Origin of the sequence: Pseudomonas sp. W5-36 (assembly GCF_046540455.1) — a bacterium.
Classification (GTDB): domain Bacteria; phylum Pseudomonadota; class Gammaproteobacteria; order Pseudomonadales; family Pseudomonadaceae; genus Aquipseudomonas; species Aquipseudomonas graminis_B.
The window spans coordinates 56,207-71,230 of the sequence record NZ_JAXCIQ010000020.1 but is presented as its reverse complement, the minus strand read 5'-3'; the positions used below and the strand labels follow the sequence as shown (position 1 = coordinate 71,230).

Here is a 15,024-nt window from a genome sequence, read left to right as displayed (position 1 = left end):
TTTTTCGCGCAATTTCCCCGATCACAGGCACATCTCGGCCACGACAAGCAGCAATTGCTTTCGCTTCATGCACAGGTTCGACAGCGCAAACAGCGTCAGCACCTGTGCCGTGTTCTTCGCCAGGCCGCGATAGCGTACATTGACGTAACCAAACTGGCGTTTGATCACCCGAAATGGATGCTCAACCTGGAGCGAACCTGAGCTTTGGTTCTCTCGATCTTGCGTATTGCTTTGTACAACACGCTGCGTTTTCCGTGTTTCTTGTAGGTGCTGCGCCGGGCTGCAACCTGCCATATGACTTGGCGTCCAGCATGCTCTTTGCGCTTCGCGACACCGGTATAGCCTGCATCGGTGCAGACCACGTTCTCAGCACCGTGTAGCAGTTTGTCGACTTGGTCACGTCCGCCACGTTGGCCGCAGTGACCACCACGCTGTGCACCAGCCTCGAGTCATCGTCGACACCAATGTGCGCTTTGGCACCGAAGTAATACTGGTTGCCCTTCTTCGTTTGGTGCATTTCCGGGTCGCGTTTACTGTCCTTATTCTTGGTCGAAGTGGCGCATGAATCAGCGTGGCATCGACGAGGTGCCTTGTTGCAGTGACAGGCCACGCTGGCCCAGTTAGTCATTGATCACGCCGAGAATGCCAGTGGCCAACTCGTGTTTTTCCCGCAGGCGACGGAAGTTGAGAATGGTGGTTTCGTCTGGGATTCGCTTCAGGCGAGGGTCGGTCATCAGCATGGGCATGCGAGTAGCAGAGACAGCAGCTGAAAAAGGATCTCCGCTTTGTACGGCAACTCCGGCTGGATGGGCATCGCGCCATGCTTTTAACTGAGCGTCGTGCTCTTTCCAATCGGCATCATCACCCCCGGCAGGAAGATCCGGCGGGCTGATGTGGTAATCCAGCAAATTGCCCTGCCATTCTTCCGCCTGGGCACGACTAGGGAACGCACGAAGTGGAACGGGCTCTGGCCATGTTTGATGCCGGTTGCCATGACCATAAAAAAAATGACTTGCGGAGTATCCATGGTCGCGTTTTCCTATTTGGATTTGCTTGGCAAGCGGGTATAGGCGGAAAGCGGTAAATCTGACCCTAATCAAGCATCCCAGCTGCGGCGTGGCAGCGCAGTTTCCGGTAGCCTTGACGAAGGCCAAGGCCTGACTCTTCCAAGATCGATTAGACTAGTAAATTGTTCAGCAACATCCTTAACCATGGGAAGCCCTGATGAAAGCACTGTTATTTATTCTCTCTTCAGCTTTGATCGCAGGCTGTGCGCAATCTAAGCCAGCTACTACAGTCCTTCATTCTTATGGCAATGACGGCTTACCGAGCGCCGAGGTCACCGCCTTTCAGGCGGCTGATGCGCGACTCAAGTATCAGAAAGCGCGCATTGAGTACGACCCCAAGGGCTGCGCCCGTTACCAAGGTGTTGCACCTGATGGACAACTCCGTAGCGAACCGCTGCTTGATGCCCGATCACAGCCAATCTGTGCGAAAAATCTTTGAGCTCAAAAATTCGAATGGCTCAGAACTCTGTCGTAGTCGAGGCTACCGACGACCATTGAGCTTAGCCCGCACTATGTGGGCTGCCGAGTCGAGCGAGGTTTTCCTTTGCACATGGCCTCGGTAAGGCGAGCTTGAAAAATACCATCACGCCGAACCCCAATAGACCAGGAAACTCGACCGCTCCAATGCTCTGTGGATTACTGGTGTATCCGCCTCCCCTCCGTACCATTCAAGATCGATGATCACGGGAACAATCCCAGCTATTGCGGCTTCTAGGTGACGCGACTCTCTGATCCAAGTTGCTAATGGAACAACATCACATCGCGCTCAGGCAAACGGTCAGTGACGGATGCAACGCGGATCAGGTGCTTGAATTGTCCAGATCGAAGCGAAGTAGCGCGGCGGGTGGTCATGCGGCCTCTCTGTCAGGATTGCACGGGAATCGTGCTGGATCTGGAGAGAGTCTGGCCAGGGCCTCCTAACAAGGGTATCAGCAGGCCCTACCTGGTGTTCACGGAAAATTGGGATTTCCCGTCCTTCTGCAGCCGCTTTCTCGTGAGTCAGTTGTGGCCTTCCACAGAAGGCCCCAGACTTCACGCAAAGTCCGGGGGACTATTTAACGGATATCCCGTTCTACGCAGCTCACAGGCAGCATAGATCATTGCCCCGACCAACTCCCTAGGGTCAGCCAGACAAGCGGTTACTATGCTGTAACAGCATTAGCTACAACCTAAATGCCTAACTCACGCACCTGACGAATATAATCAATCGTGATCGCCGCGTTGTGCTTTGCAAATGCAGCACTCAGGCGAGGCGGATCGATTCCACTAGACCACCCTACTTGCTCGGTGATGCGTTCGTGTGTCCTGGGCATGGAATGGACGCTTACTTCGATTCATACCTGGTCCACTTGCTGTGGCAGACGCTAGGCGTAGGGTACGGATGGCAATTCCCAGCCTCTTAATTCCGCGTCGGCCTCGGCCATCAGCACTTTCTGCTGTGCTGCGCTGATCCGGCCGCCGTCCAGCAGAGCCTGACTGTAGCCGCGAATGGCCGCATGCATTTTTTCGCAGCAATCGTAAGTCGGAGAGGTGTGTAACTCCGCGATGTCCTGGCGGGCGTGTTCCATTGCTTTTTTAGGCGTCATGCCAAACTCCTGTCTGGGCTATATCCAAAGCGGTTTTGCTCGATACGATATTAAGCCACAACGAAGAAGATGGCAGAGTGCCACTCGTCACCGATTGGTTCTGCTGGGTTGGCAACGCTGAGCCATGATTAGTTGGCCTGCGGGAATGACCGTAAATCAGGCGTGTATTTATGGTGATGCGGGCGAATAGACGCGGCACGTCAATCTGCAATTTATGATGGATGCGCAGCGTCGAAACAATGAGTAAGCACAGGTTTAGAGAGGATTAACTGATCGTTTGAATTGAACTTAGCATTACACCCTCGGTCGGATGGTGGCGCAAGGCCACCAAATACGAGCTACCATGCCCGCCGATCACCTGCAGACGATAAATTCATGACCTCAAAAACAGGATCTTTTGCCAAACGCTTGTACTTGCCGCGGGCGCTAGGTTCTGCTGTTGGGTTCTGGGCAGTTGCCGCAGTGCTGTACACCCTCCCTACCCCAGCCTGGATATGGGGCCTTCTGGCCTTCCAAGGCTTTGTCTGGCCTCATCTAGCGTTCTTGCTGGCTCGCAGGAGCGCGATACCCTATAGCGTTGAACGCCGTAATTTGCTTGTCGAATCGGCCTTTGGCGGGTTGTGGGTGGCTGCTATGCACTTCAATCTGCTTCCCACAACCTTGCTAATTTCCATGCTGTGCATGAACAGTATTGCGGTAGGGGGGCCTCTATTACTTCGTTTATCGCTCGCGTCGCTGACGACTGCTGTGTTGGCCTTCACTGGCCTCTTAAACCCGGGATTTGCGCCGGAGACGACCCCTCTACAGGTTTACGCCTGTATACCAATGCTCGCCGTGTACCCACTGGCGGTCGGAGGCGCTGCCTACCACTTAAGCGCAAAACTAGCGGCGCATAAACGTGCATTTCGTGAGCACAGCCGAACGGATATGCAGACTGGCTTACTCAACCAGAGCGCTTGGCGCAGCATCCTTGACGAAGAATACGAATTAGCCAAGCGAGGCCTTGCCCGCTCTGCAGTGGCACTAATCGATCTGGATCATTTCAAAGCGATCAATGATGGGTATGGCCATCTGGCAGGTGACGCCGTCATCAAACTTTTCAGCGAGGTACTGGCCAAGGTAAAGGGTCCAACCGATACTGCCGGGCGGATTGGCGGAGACGAGTTTGGACTGATTATCCGCGGATCGAACATTCAACAGATTCGAGCCACTCTCGCGAGACTGCAGCAACATCTCCAGCAGACTTTTAGTGAGCGGCTCGACGTCCCAGCCGTGTCGCTCAGCATTGGGTTTGCCGAGTTCAGCGTCCATGATGATAGCGCTGAGAATTGGTTGAGGGCGGCGGATCTGGCGCTTTATGAGGCCAAGGGTCAGGGCAGAAATCAGATCGCCGCTGCATATGCCTGATTGGGCTTCATCAAATATTCGTCATGCTTCCTGCAGTTCAATCAGCTAAGCCACTGGTATCACTGAGACCAAGTCCACGTATCTGAATTTCTTTCGTGCGGCTTTTGTGGCGTCCATTTCTGCCTGCAGGGAACTGAGCGTGTCGGCCTCGTGGACAAACAACTGAGTCTCCCCTTCAAATTCGTTATCGTTAATTAGCTGAGAATTCTTGATGGGTACCACTGAACCGTTTCAAATGCGCGATGGTTGGATCCTCGAGGACACCATGGTGGACACCTACGCAGAAATTGCCGAGGAGGCGTTTGCTCAGTTCTTATCGGGAAAAGCCAGCCCTGTGATTCGCCCAGAGCTGGAACATGACGCTGCTGCTTACCATGAGCACGAAAAAAGAAAGAAAATGATGGGAATTAAAACCATCGTTTTCTCCGCCATGACCCTTGAAGCTGCGGCGTATGAATTTGCGACCCTCCAGCTAGGCGAGCACTTTGCAAAAAAGTACCTGGACAAGCTGGATGTAGTGGGCAAATGGCTAATCATTCCGCGATTGGTTTGTGGCCGATCCCTTCGAGAGGATGGCCCAGCCATCAATGGACTTAAAGCATTGATAAAGTCACGCAATGCGTTGGTCCATCACAAGTCCAAAGAATGGGACAGTAGGATCAAAGCCAGCGATACGCTGAATGCAATAAAAGAGCAGCGAGCGCAGTTTGAAAATGTCCAGGTTCCCATCGCGTTTAAAACGCTGATCCTGCTTTCGCTGGAATTGAATGCGGTGCTACAAGCCGACGGTCCTCTCCCATCCTTTGAGGATAGTTGGATACACGCTACCCCATGCGATCCGCTCGTAGCGCAAGTGATCCACCGCTGTCGCGAGGTTCATCGCGATAACTGGCGAGGGCTGTGACGTGACTGAAATTGTTACCCAGCAGGGACGCCGGCTAACCGCTGCGGAATTTCAGCACTTGGCCGCCGTGCCGGCCGCCGTCGAGTGGTTTGCCAATATCGACAACCCGCGCACGCGGCGTGCGTACCAGGGCGACCTGGAGGACTTCTGTCATTTCGTAGGCTTAGCGACTGCAGACGAATTCCGTTCGGTGACCCGAGCGCACGTGCTCGCCTGGCGCGCCGATCTGGAGCGCCGGGGCCTGGCCGGCGCAACCATTCGCCGCAAACTGGCGGCGCTGGCCAGCCTCTATGACCACCTGCTCAACAGCAATGCGGTCACCGGCGGCAATCCGGTGCATGGCGTCAAGCGACCCCGAATCGAAACCAATGAAGGTAAAACGCCGGCGCTCGGTGATCACCAGGCTAAAGCCCTGCTCGATGCGCCAGATCCGGACACGCTCAAAGGCAAGCGCGATCGGGCGCTTCTAGCGGTGCTGCTGTACCACGGGCTACGCCGCGAAGAGGCCGCGCAGCTGATGCTCGCCGACCTGCAGGAGCGTCGAGGCATCAAGCACCTGCGCATCCACGGCAAGGGCGGCAAGCTGCGCTTTCTGCCGTTGCATCCGGTGGCCGCTGAACGCATCTACATCTACCTAGAAGCATCCAGCCTTGATCAGCAGGACGGCAAGACTCCCCTCTTCCACCCGCTGCGCGGCCGCACCACGGGCGGAGGAATCAGCGCCGATGGCATCTACGCAGTGGTAGGGCATTACGCCAAAGCTGCGGGGATAGAGGTTGCGGGGCTGGGGGTGCACGGGTTGCGTGCTACAGCGGCAACGAATGCCCTGGAGCACGAGGCGGATATCGCCAAGGTGCAGGTCTGGCTGGGCCACGCCAATATCAGCACGACGCGGATCTACGATCGCCGGCAGAACCGGCCAGAGGACTCACCCACGTTCAGGGTGAAGTATTGAGGTGTGTGTGCAGCGCGGAAAAAGTGAAAGGTTTAGGTAACGTTACCATTAATAGGCAGGCAGCAAAGCCAAGCAGGCTGCGGGTGACGTCAACCCGGGGCTCTGCTCACGAAGGGAACCCACGTCATAGAGGTCATTGATGTCCGCTGATCATTACAATGCTGCGCCCGTCCCCCCAGAGCAAGGAGCGGCCAACGCCGAAGAGTTGGCTTACCGACTCCGTCAACAGCAGCTGACGGCAGATTTTGGACTGCTCGCCTTGAAAAACCACGATGCAGCGCTATTGCTTCAGGAGGCTACCCGTCTGTGTGCAGAGGGCATGTCCACCCTGCTCTGCAAGGTCATGGCCTTTCAGCCGCAACAGGGCGACTTTCTAATGATCGCCGGTGTGGGCTGGGAACCTGGATACGTTGGGCATGCACGCGCTGGAGCCGATCTGGAAAGCCCTGCGGGTTTCGCTTTTCAGACAAGACGAGCGGTCATTTCAAACCACCTGCAGGCAGAAGCCCGTTTCCCCACACCACGAATCCTGGCTGACCACAACGTGAAGCGGGCGATCAACGTGGTTTTACTAGTCGCGGATGAGCCCTATGGCGTACTCGAAGTGGACAGTCCGCTCGATGGCCGATTCACCGACGCTGATCTGGCATTTATGCAGGGCTTTGCCAATCTCCTAGGCGTTGCGTTGGAACGTCAGAGCTATGAAGACGCACTGCGGGCTAACGAAGAGCAATTACGGCACGCCCTTGAACACCAGCATGTGTTGATGCAGGAGGTAAGCCATAGGGTCAAGAACAGCTTGGCGATTGTGGCGGGGTTGCTGCGCGTGCAGAGCAACAACTCTCCGTCCGCAGAACTTCGCCAAGCACTCGGCGATGCAGAAACGCGCGTATTGACCATTGCGCAACTGCATGGCCGTTTGTGGCAAACGGGCGAAGTGCGAAGCCTGAATCTGGAGGATTTCCTGAGGGAACTTTGCGAGAAATTCAGCAGCTCTGCGTCAACCAAAATCCTGACGTACGAAGCTCCTCCGGTAATGATTCCCACAGATGACGCAATTCCTCTAGGCTTGCTAGTGAACGAGCTGGTCACCAACGCAGTGAAATACGCCTCTCCACAGAAACCAGGCGATGTAAGCATCAGCATCAAGCCCACCGGCGACCGTCTCCGATTGGAAGTACGCGATCATGGCCCGGGGCTACCTGAGGATTGGCAGCAAAGAAAACCCGCTAGCCTAGGCATGAAACTCATCTCTCGCTTGAGCAGGCAGCTGGGAGGTGAACCTCAATGGGAAAATGCTCTTCCTGGCTCACTCTTTACTCTGGAATTCTCTGCTTGATTATTCCGAGGTTCTGCCGGATTGCCTCAGACTTTCTATGCCGAAACATCAAACAATGGTTCACGATTTTCAAAAAATCGCGCGATGGTGTTAGCAGTAATTCTTCAGCAAAGAAATCATGTAATTATCGAGCGCAGCCTGCTCGCATATGCCCTGGAGCACGAGGCGGATATCGCCAAGGTGCAGGCCTGGCTGGGCCACGCCAATATCAGCACGACGCGGATCTACGATCGCCGGCAGAACCGGCCAGAGGACTCACCCACGTTCAGGGTGAAGTATTGAGTTGTGTGTGTGCAACGCGGAAAAGTGAAGGTTTTAGGTAACGTTACCATTAATAGGCGGGCAACAAGGCAAAGCGGGGTGCGGGTGAAATCAACCCGGGGCTCCGCTCACGCCGTAAGGATCTTGCCGGTTTTGCGGTCCAGTATTCGATATGGCGAATCGTCCTTCCCCTCTGTAGTCCGCGTGAGATCTGCCAGAGCGGCGGACTTCGTCTTGTAAGTCCACTCTGATCCCATTCGAAACCATTCGCCGTCAAAGCCACTTCGACCCTGAAGTTCATAGCGCGCCTGCGCTGCAGCTTTTTTAGAGCCAGACGGCTGAGCAGCGGCTAAAAACCGTTCAAGCTCACGGACACGTGCTCGAGCTTTTTCGCCAAGCTCGAATTCTACCCGGGCTTTCATCTGCGCATCTTCCAGCTCGTTCATCAGCTGGAGCACCTGTGCGCGCAAGGCCATGTTCTCGTCCAAGGCCTCGACGGTATTTTTGGTAACGTTACTATTAATGCGCTAACGGTACTGACGTTGAATGGTCGCCCGGGGTAGCGCTTTGCCGGTCGATGGCCGGCCTGGCTTGCGCTTTGCAGGGGCAGCCTGGGTCAATGATGCTGGAGGTGCTTCGGGGATGTCGGCCATGATCTGGGATCTGACGCAATTGAGGTGAGGTAACGTTACTATAATCCATTTTGGTAACGTTACCTATTTAACTTCGACCATCAGTCTGTTGAGAGGGAAACGCGTCGACCAGCGCCGATCGCTCTCGGTCTTCCCGCTGGCCGAGAGCTAGACTGCAGAAACGATCAGCGTCAACGGCAGCTGGTGTTGGTCGTCCCGCCGAAGGAGGTTGACGTGCAGTTCACCGTAGTGGGCAACTGGTACGTGTTCACTGGCATTGGCTGTACTGATTGCGGGGCATGGTAGTTCTGCAGGGCCTGTATCGCGCGCTGCTTCCGAGCCTGGTCTCCTGTGCGTGTTGCTGGCTCAACGATAGCCGGCACTGAATGTAAGCATCGGTCCCCGGCCTGGCTCCGTAGGATTGGCACTGGGCATCCTCGGCGGCCGCTTGTTGGGCGGCCTTTTGTTCCTGGCTTGCACAGCCTGCTATGAGGATTACGACGGCGGTCAGCGCAATCAAATGTTTCATGGCAAATTCACTTAGGACCCAGCGTTTTTCTTTTCTTGGGCTTTGGTTCCTCACTGGGCGGCGGGGGCGGTGGAGGCGTGTTCGCATCGTCGATCAGTTTGATGAGCTGGTCACATTCCTCCGGCGTAATTTCGCCCTTTGCCAAGGCCTCTTTGACTAAAGAGTGCATCGCCTCCCGCGACAATTCTGTCCAGCCATTCTGCACTTGTGTGAGGATGTCGCTTTCCAGTTTTTTGAATTCCTTGCTGTGATCCTACGGAATAAAGTCTGGCGGATCGAGCCCAGCAATTACTGGGATTAGCCGACGGGCTAATCAGAAATAAAGTCTGTCGCATTCCGCATTTTTTGAGGCCTTACCGTGTGACCTACTAAATAAATTCTGTCGGAATTACGCAACCACATGATTTTAATGAATTTTAACGACATAAATTGACTACTGACGCTTGTAACTCACGCACAGTGAGAATGATGATCGAGACGTGCTCGGGGCCTGACCTGCCAGACCCCGGGACCACCCGGTCCACAACCAATGCAGATTTTGCCGTTCCGTCGACGCTATTATCCGCGCATCCACGTCGATCAGTTCTCCCGCGGCCCTTCATTCGGAGCAAAGCAGCCGGCCGGCCGAACCAGATGAGCATCTTTAGACGAAGCCAGTCTCAGCCGTGCATAGTTCCGCAACTTCCAACTCCGCATCCAGCACAGCGCGTGGATCTTCTGTTAAAACACTTTTCGGCTGACGACCTCCCAGGCAGCCGTTACTCGACCCAAACCAAAATGCCATACCCCAACCGTCCTTCTGAGAACCAAGGACCGACCGCAGATCATCGTGAACGGTAATCTGCGGATAAAAGGTACTGCCCGCTGCCAGTACCACTCTGGATCCTGGGAAACTCTCATAACCACAACATCAGCAAGTCGAGAAAGCTTTAAGGTTGGATCGGAGGGGGCGCGACAGGCTTGGCCACTGCTTGGGAAGTCGGTCTTTGGGGAACATAGCCGTTAGTTTGCAAACCATCCTGCACGGGAGCTGGCTTACCATTTTCATTTTTGTCAGTCATTTCCTATACCTTCCTCAAGGATTTTTTGGTGGAGGAGCTACCGATTTACTTTCGCTGGTGGGTTTTGGAGAGTATCCATCCCTAAACTCTTGCCGTCCGCCATCACCTGATCCGCTTGTACCGCCGTTCTTTTGCTTGTCTGACATTAATAGTCGCTCCGCTGTCTAAAGATTATCTGGAATTTACTCAACAACCCTTTATGGATTTTTAGGTGGTGGTGCTGGCGCACGCTCGCTTGTTGGAATAGGCATATAACCGTTACTTACGCGACCTTTATCGCGCTTTTTGGAAGGAGGGGCAACTCTTTCAGATGAGTCATTTTTCTTGTTCGACATTTTCATTTTCCTCAGCGTCTTTTAGGTTGAAGAGCTCAAGTGTAGCTATTTCTTTGGCAAGTATGATGATACCGGCGGAGTCACTTCTCTTTCGTTCGAATCCCCCTCCCTCGCTCAAAACCCATGCCTCTTCGAGGTATATCTGCTCCGGTGCCGGACTGCTCGAAGCAAAAGACTTTGTGTCGAAGCGGCCCGCGATTTGACGTCCGTCAACCAAGGTCACTATCACCCAATAGCGACCTCGCTGGCTGAACACAAAATCCCAAGGTTTTCCCGTGGGGTGCGCAAGCGATCGTTGCAGCAGCTGGGTTTTGCGAAGCCATAGAAAGGCCCATGCCCAAGCAATCGGAGCAACCAGCACTACAAGGATGTAAAAAAACACATAAAGCGTTGGATAGGATGCTCTGAGGTTGAAGTTCTCTACTGCGTAAATCGGCCCCAATAGCAGCGCGTAGTTGATGGAGCTATAGGCGACGGCGTCTATTAATTGTTGCGCTGAGTCTTTGACTTGCGTCGGCTGAAGAAGCGCGTACATCTTCAGGCTGATGAATCCGGGAACGACGAAAGCCATGAAATAGAAAAGCTTGTTGGCTGCCCAAATATCCATATCAGTCCTTTTTAATTGGATTCTGTTGTCGTCGTCAGAAGTCGGTCAATGCAAGCTGAGCAGATATTGCCCTATCAGCGTCCCTGCTAGCATGATTAGGTCTGATAAAAACTCATTTCGCAGGCCTTGCGCTGTTGGCGCTGATACGATTTTGACCCAGGCTGCTGAATTTGACTGACCCAAACATACCCTTTTAAATCCCGCGCGAGGTCTTCGTTTGATGAGTTTTCGGGTGGGTCAACCGAAGTCCGGCAGACTGGGTCAAAATCGTATCAGCGCCAACAGCGGCGGTCATGAAGGTTAAAATGCCCGCCAATTTGGCGCTCGCCACTACCCATTTTTTATAAACACAAGAAAACCCGAAACAGAAATTTATCTGTGGCCGATGCTCAGTGCAAAGGTGAAAACGCTTCAGACAGCCGGCTGTCGGCAGCGCAGTGGTGGAACTCGACTCGCCGCCAGTCAAGCATGGCCCCACCGATTTCTTAGTGGGCATACAGCTCAGCACCGCAAGCACAGGTGACCAGACTCGGTAGCGCCAGTGCCGCAAAGCGCAGGATGACCAGGCCGTATACCCCCTCCAGTCGGCTAAAAGGGTCACTCTTGCGACATCCACCAGCGGTGTAATAGATGTATCCGTCAAGCTGTCACACATCACGCTCATGTCCAACGCAATGAATGCATCCCGGGCTTGGCGAAACGCATGGTGCTGGCAATTTTCGCCCGGCGAGTAGTTCCAGCTGAAAATTAATCTCGGCGTCAACCCAACTCGCTAACTCGGCCGCCGCGGAATGAAACGCGCGTCCAGCTCGTTCATATCCGGCGCGTCGTCTGATGCATGCAGCCAAGCCTTTCTGGCAATGCGGTAATCCTCCAAGACCGAAAGGATATCCTCACTAAGTCTGATAGCCGCCGGAAACGATAGGATATGAGGGGGGGTCTGCCTTTTTTCATGGTGGTTTTTCCTACATCTCGTTGCATATATTTATATTCCGGATCGCTGGTTTTGCCGGTACAAAGAGCACGTCGAACAGGAAAGAGAGAAGGTGCCGGCGACTGCCTTGCGAAAGCAGTTCGTCCTCGCCGGCGCCAAACGCGCCCGAGAGTTGCGGGCATGAATCTGGCCAGATGGTTATGTTGAACAGACAAAGCGCTGTAGCGGTTCAGGAACGTCTGGGTAAAACGCGTAAGACTCCCCTGCGTAGTTACGACATGGACGGCTACGATCCAACCTGAAGTGGCCAATCCCAGTGAGCCGAGATAGGTTCCACAAGCTGCCGAAAATGCCCCGAAATCGCCTCTATCAGAGTCGCATCAGTAAGCGGATCTAACCCAGGATAGGGCTTACCGTTGTAGTTCCCCGTATAAGTCAGTACGTTCTCAACACTGCCAGTGTCATCGTAAAGCTTCCTTATCTGAAAGCACTCCTGTTCTTTGCTGTCGGTCGAATGCAGTGCGTAATGGATGGCCAATGCAGCGCCGAACTCCAGAGCAGGGGTATCAATGCCGTGTTTTCTGGCGAGTTCGATGCTGCTCAGAATGCGCTCGTTGCGTTGTAACTTGCGCAAAGGGTCGCGCGCTACACGGGCGCAAGGGTCCTTGAAGGAGGTTTTGCAGCGCTCCAAGAAGGTTTGAGCAAAACCGGCGACGGCCTCGTTCATCTGTGCATTGTCTGCCAGCAAAGCAGGGGCCACCTCCTGACGGATCAAGCGCTCCGCCAAAGCGTCGACACGCGGGTCGCCCATGCCCTGGCCCACCCAGTCGTACCCCAGTAAGCTGGCATACCAGGCAATAATCGCGTGAGGGCCGTTCCATAGACGGTTCTTGATGACCTGGATTTGCGCGATATCGTCGACGGTCTTCACCTGGCGCAGCCTCTCCAGCAGACCGCTGCCGCGCTCCACGTACAGGGGCATGTCCGGCTCGCTGTTGAACAGAATCAAATGCATCTGGTTGAGTGCGCAACTGGACTGGGTGAACGGGCGAAATCGACCAATCAACCGTTCGTATTCAGGCAACGGAGAGGCAGGTTTGGGTGCCGCGATTTGCTCGTCGTCCATGCTGTTTTGAAACATTTGCGACTTTATCCGCAGTTGTCGCAGCAAGGCATCACTGCTGATCTTGTTGACGATGCGGCTGACCACGGTTTCGGCAAAGTGGGTCTTGTTCAAGATCTGCTGGCAGATATCTACCGAGCACAACAGCGCCAACTCCGCTTCGACGTGCCGGCGAACGAAGGCGGCGCCACCTACCTTGTTCAACACAATCAAGATCGTGAGTTCGCGGCCGCGGTGCTCAAAGCGTCGTAACAGCCCCTTGGCGATTACCCCTGCCTGTTTGCGGATGGCTTGCTCGGGCAAGCTAAGTCCAACGATCTCTGCGACGTCATACATATCTATCACCGCTTCGGCGTCATCCATGTCGATCATTCGCATGTTTTCGATGGTCTGATCGAAGGATGTCGCGCCGTAACGCACGCTGTACCGGCCAAACGCCGCGACAGTCTCACGCAGCATGCGCGACCGGGTAGCTGCGATAATTTCACTAGGCCGGGTGTAGCCGTCCCAGTGGGAGAAGACTTGCGTTAGGTATCCACCACCGATGGCCCCAAAGCCATGAATACCCACGCGGAATTGGTTCAGCGCCTGGGGAAAAGGCTCGCTCAATTCTGGTGTGCCCAAGTGGGGGATGCACTCGCTCAAGTCTGCGAGAAACTCGTGCATGCTGTGGTACGCCTTGAGCGCTCCGGCCTTGACCTCGGTGGCGGGCGGCTTGATGTCTTCAATCAGGATCGGCTGCCCTTCCGCACGGATTGCCGACAGCAAACCGTTTTCAGAGTCTTCGACCATGAAGCAACTGCCAGGCGCGCAATTGAGGGCGCCGGCCGCGCGCAAGAATATCTCGGGGTGAGGCTTGCCCTGGCTGACTTCGTCGCCACACACAGTAATGTCGAAGTACTTGAGCACGTTGGCATTGATCAGGTATTCCTCGGCAATGGCTCGGCGGCTTGAAGTAGCGACCGCCATGGTCAAGCCGCATTTGCGTAACCGCTCCAGCACCTCCAGCAAACCCGCCTTGATGGGTACGCCGTGATGACGCACGTACTCCAGTTCAAGTTCATCAGCCCGCTGGCGGATCTGCGCGTAGGGGAAATCTTCACCGTTGTGCGCCTTCGCGAGCGCTTCGGCCTTCTTCGCGCTCAAGCCCAGTGAGCCGATCAAGGTTTCCTCGCTGAGCGGCTTGCCGAAAAGCTCGTTGGAAGCCTGTTTGAGGGTTCTGAAGCGCAACCGCTCTGTATCAAACATGGTGCCATCCATATCGAAGATGGCGCTGAGTATTCTCTTCCCCTGGAAAAAAATCATTGGCTGATGCTCCTTGTAACGTGGGATCGCTCACCGCCAGTCAACCTCGTGCAAGAGGCACTGCGGCAGCACTCTGTCGTGACCCGAAGTTGATGCCGTTTGAGCCTGGATGCCGACCGGTCTGTATTTCACTCAGGTAGTGACGAATTCGGATAGAAAAAGCAGGCGAGCAGAACTCACCGCGACGAAGCGGAAAGTGACGGCGCAGGTTCAGTGACTAAACGATTAGAAAGCTAGGCGGAGGGACGTAAAGATGGCGCCGATAGGCGCAACTGCAAGAGAAACAAGTTGGCAAGCCGTGTGAAGCGGAGAGTGTGGAGCGGTGCGTAACGAACCCTGTGGCCACATTTATGTAGCGTTTAACGTGAGGCCCACAGTGCGCAAACAGGGATGCGTGCAATGGGCCAGAATGGCGATTGATGCGTGTGATTCCATGCATAGGGCTGGATAACTTCCTACGAAGTGGCTCGTCGTTTTTTAGCAATAGCATGTACGGATGCCCAAATCAAGGGTGACGGCTGCACAGTCCGGACTTCAATTGAACCCGAGCAGTGGACGGACATGGCCATCCTTTTTTTGACAAATCCGCAGTGTTAAAGCGCTCCGACGGGGTCGGCTCAAAGCGCTTTTGGTCGGTTCAAGTGAGGTTTTAATATTTTTTAACAATTAGTTTTTGTCTTTTTTTGAAATTGGTAAGCCCCGGAAGACATGGCCTAGAGCCATGACCACGGGACAGATTGTCGCACCCAACGAGAGGTCACGCGGTTGCGCTGAAACGTTTCAGGTGCGATAAAAAAAGGGATGAGATACGAAAGCCAATAAAAATCCTAAATTTCCGACTGCGAGCCGACAACTTCGCCGAGCCCCTAGTCACAACTTTCAGTCCGCTACTCCTACTGGAACCCTGCCGTTCAACCTCATAGAGGCAATTTCATTCGGTATCGCCAACGCCGAGCTGTAACAAGGACCGGACCATTGA

General features: G+C 54.5%; 11 protein-coding genes and 2 pseudogenes. 6 read left to right on the top strand and 7 right to left on the bottom strand.

Annotation, left to right across the window (positions count from 1 at the left end; translation table 11 throughout):
• Nucleotides 1-21 precede the first annotated feature (21 nt).
• The 3 genes and pseudogenes from SLW74_RS23760 to SLW74_RS23750 form a co-directional block, all read right to left on the bottom strand.
• Complete coding sequence (locus SLW74_RS23760) at nucleotides 22-294, bottom strand: transposase (RefSeq protein ID WP_410930319.1); 273 nt, start codon at nucleotides 292-294, stop codon at nucleotides 22-24.
• Nucleotides 252-517 (bottom strand): annotated as a pseudogene (locus SLW74_RS23755) (transposase); the annotation flags it as partial. The gene SLW74_RS23760 and the pseudogene SLW74_RS23755, both read right to left, overlap by 43 nt.
• 103 nt (nucleotides 518-620) lie before the next feature.
• Complete coding sequence (locus SLW74_RS23750) at nucleotides 621-1,154, bottom strand: hypothetical protein (RefSeq protein ID WP_369317911.1); 534 nt, start codon at nucleotides 1,152-1,154, stop codon at nucleotides 621-623.
• Between the two features lie 70 nt (nucleotides 1,155-1,224).
• Between SLW74_RS23750 and SLW74_RS23745 the strand changes: the two genes are divergently transcribed.
• Complete coding sequence (locus tag SLW74_RS23745; RefSeq protein ID WP_148279879.1) at nucleotides 1,225-1,506, top strand: hypothetical protein; 282 nt, start codon at nucleotides 1,225-1,227, stop codon at nucleotides 1,504-1,506.
• Between the two features lie 925 nt (nucleotides 1,507-2,431).
• Here the strand turns inward: SLW74_RS23745 and SLW74_RS23740 are convergent.
• A complete protein-coding gene (locus SLW74_RS23740; protein ID WP_369317912.1) occupies nucleotides 2,432-2,653 on the bottom strand; it encodes a hypothetical protein in 222 nt (73 codons plus the stop codon).
• 375 nt (nucleotides 2,654-3,028) lie between these two features.
• Here SLW74_RS23740 and SLW74_RS23735 point away from each other — a divergent pair, with 375 nt between their 5' ends.
• From SLW74_RS23735 to SLW74_RS23715, 5 genes and pseudogenes are all read left to right on the top strand, one after another.
• Entirely contained in the window at nucleotides 3,029-4,060 is a 1,032-nt protein-coding gene (locus SLW74_RS23735; protein WP_410930318.1) for a diguanylate cyclase, read from the top strand.
• Between the two features lie 211 nt (nucleotides 4,061-4,271).
• Complete coding sequence (locus SLW74_RS23730; protein WP_410930317.1) at nucleotides 4,272-4,964, top strand: hypothetical protein; 693 nt, start codon at nucleotides 4,272-4,274, stop codon at nucleotides 4,962-4,964.
• 1 nt (nucleotide 4,965) lies between these two features.
• Nucleotides 4,966-5,919, top strand: coding sequence for a tyrosine-type recombinase/integrase (locus tag SLW74_RS23725; RefSeq protein WP_369317915.1), 954 nt, complete (start codon nucleotides 4,966-4,968; stop codon nucleotides 5,917-5,919).
• 139 nt (nucleotides 5,920-6,058) lie between these two features.
• The gene (locus SLW74_RS23720; protein WP_410930316.1) at nucleotides 6,059-7,258 is read left to right on the top strand and encodes a sensor histidine kinase; all 1,200 of its coding nucleotides are present in this window, start codon (nucleotides 6,059-6,061) and stop codon (nucleotides 7,256-7,258) included.
• 150 nt (nucleotides 7,259-7,408) lie between these two features.
• Nucleotides 7,409-7,540, top strand: a pseudogene (locus SLW74_RS23715) (integrase); the annotation flags it as partial.
• A 107-nt stretch (nucleotides 7,541-7,647) separates the two neighbouring features.
• Here the strand turns inward: SLW74_RS23715 and SLW74_RS23710 are convergent.
• The 3 genes from SLW74_RS23710 to mtlD form a co-directional block, all read right to left on the bottom strand.
• Complete coding sequence (locus tag SLW74_RS23710; protein ID WP_369317917.1) at nucleotides 7,648-7,965, bottom strand: hypothetical protein; 318 nt, start codon at nucleotides 7,963-7,965, stop codon at nucleotides 7,648-7,650.
• A 2,091-nt stretch (nucleotides 7,966-10,056) separates the two neighbouring features.
• A complete protein-coding gene (locus tag SLW74_RS23705) occupies nucleotides 10,057-10,683 on the bottom strand; it encodes a DUF6338 family protein (protein WP_410930315.1) in 627 nt (208 codons plus the stop codon).
• A 1,220-nt stretch (nucleotides 10,684-11,903) separates the two neighbouring features.
• On the bottom strand, nucleotides 11,904-14,045 hold the full coding sequence (gene mtlD / locus SLW74_RS23700) for a bifunctional mannitol-1-phosphate dehydrogenase/phosphatase (RefSeq protein ID WP_410930314.1): 2,142 nt from the start codon (nucleotides 14,043-14,045) through the stop codon (nucleotides 11,904-11,906).
• Between the last annotated feature and the right edge of the window lie 979 nt (nucleotides 14,046-15,024).

Excerpts from the sequence above, each read along its gene's own strand:
- SLW74_RS23740 (WP_369317912.1), bottom strand. The coding sequence starts at position 2,653 with ATGACGCCTAAAAAAGCAATGGAACACGCCCGCCAGGACATCGCGGAG.
- SLW74_RS23730 (WP_410930317.1), top strand. The coding sequence starts at position 4,272 with ATGGGTACCACTGAACCGTTTCAAATGCGCGATGGTTGGATCCTCGAG.
- SLW74_RS23720 (WP_410930316.1), top strand. The coding sequence starts at position 6,059 with ATGTCCGCTGATCATTACAATGCTGCGCCCGTCCCCCCAGAGCAAGGA.
- SLW74_RS23735 (WP_410930318.1), top strand. The coding sequence starts at position 3,029 with ATGACCTCAAAAACAGGATCTTTTGCCAAACGCTTGTACTTGCCGCGG.
- SLW74_RS23760 (WP_410930319.1), bottom strand. The coding sequence starts at position 294 with ATGGCAGGTTGCAGCCCGGCGCAGCACCTACAAGAAACACGGAAAACG.
- mtlD (WP_410930314.1), bottom strand. The coding sequence starts at position 14,045 with ATGATTTTTTTCCAGGGGAAGAGAATACTCAGCGCCATCTTCGATATG.
- SLW74_RS23710 (WP_369317917.1), bottom strand. The coding sequence starts at position 7,965 with ATGAACGAGCTGGAAGATGCGCAGATGAAAGCCCGGGTAGAATTCGAG.
- SLW74_RS23745 (WP_148279879.1), top strand. The coding sequence starts at position 1,225 with ATGAAAGCACTGTTATTTATTCTCTCTTCAGCTTTGATCGCAGGCTGT.
- SLW74_RS23705 (WP_410930315.1), bottom strand. The coding sequence starts at position 10,683 with ATGGATATTTGGGCAGCCAACAAGCTTTTCTATTTCATGGCTTTCGTC.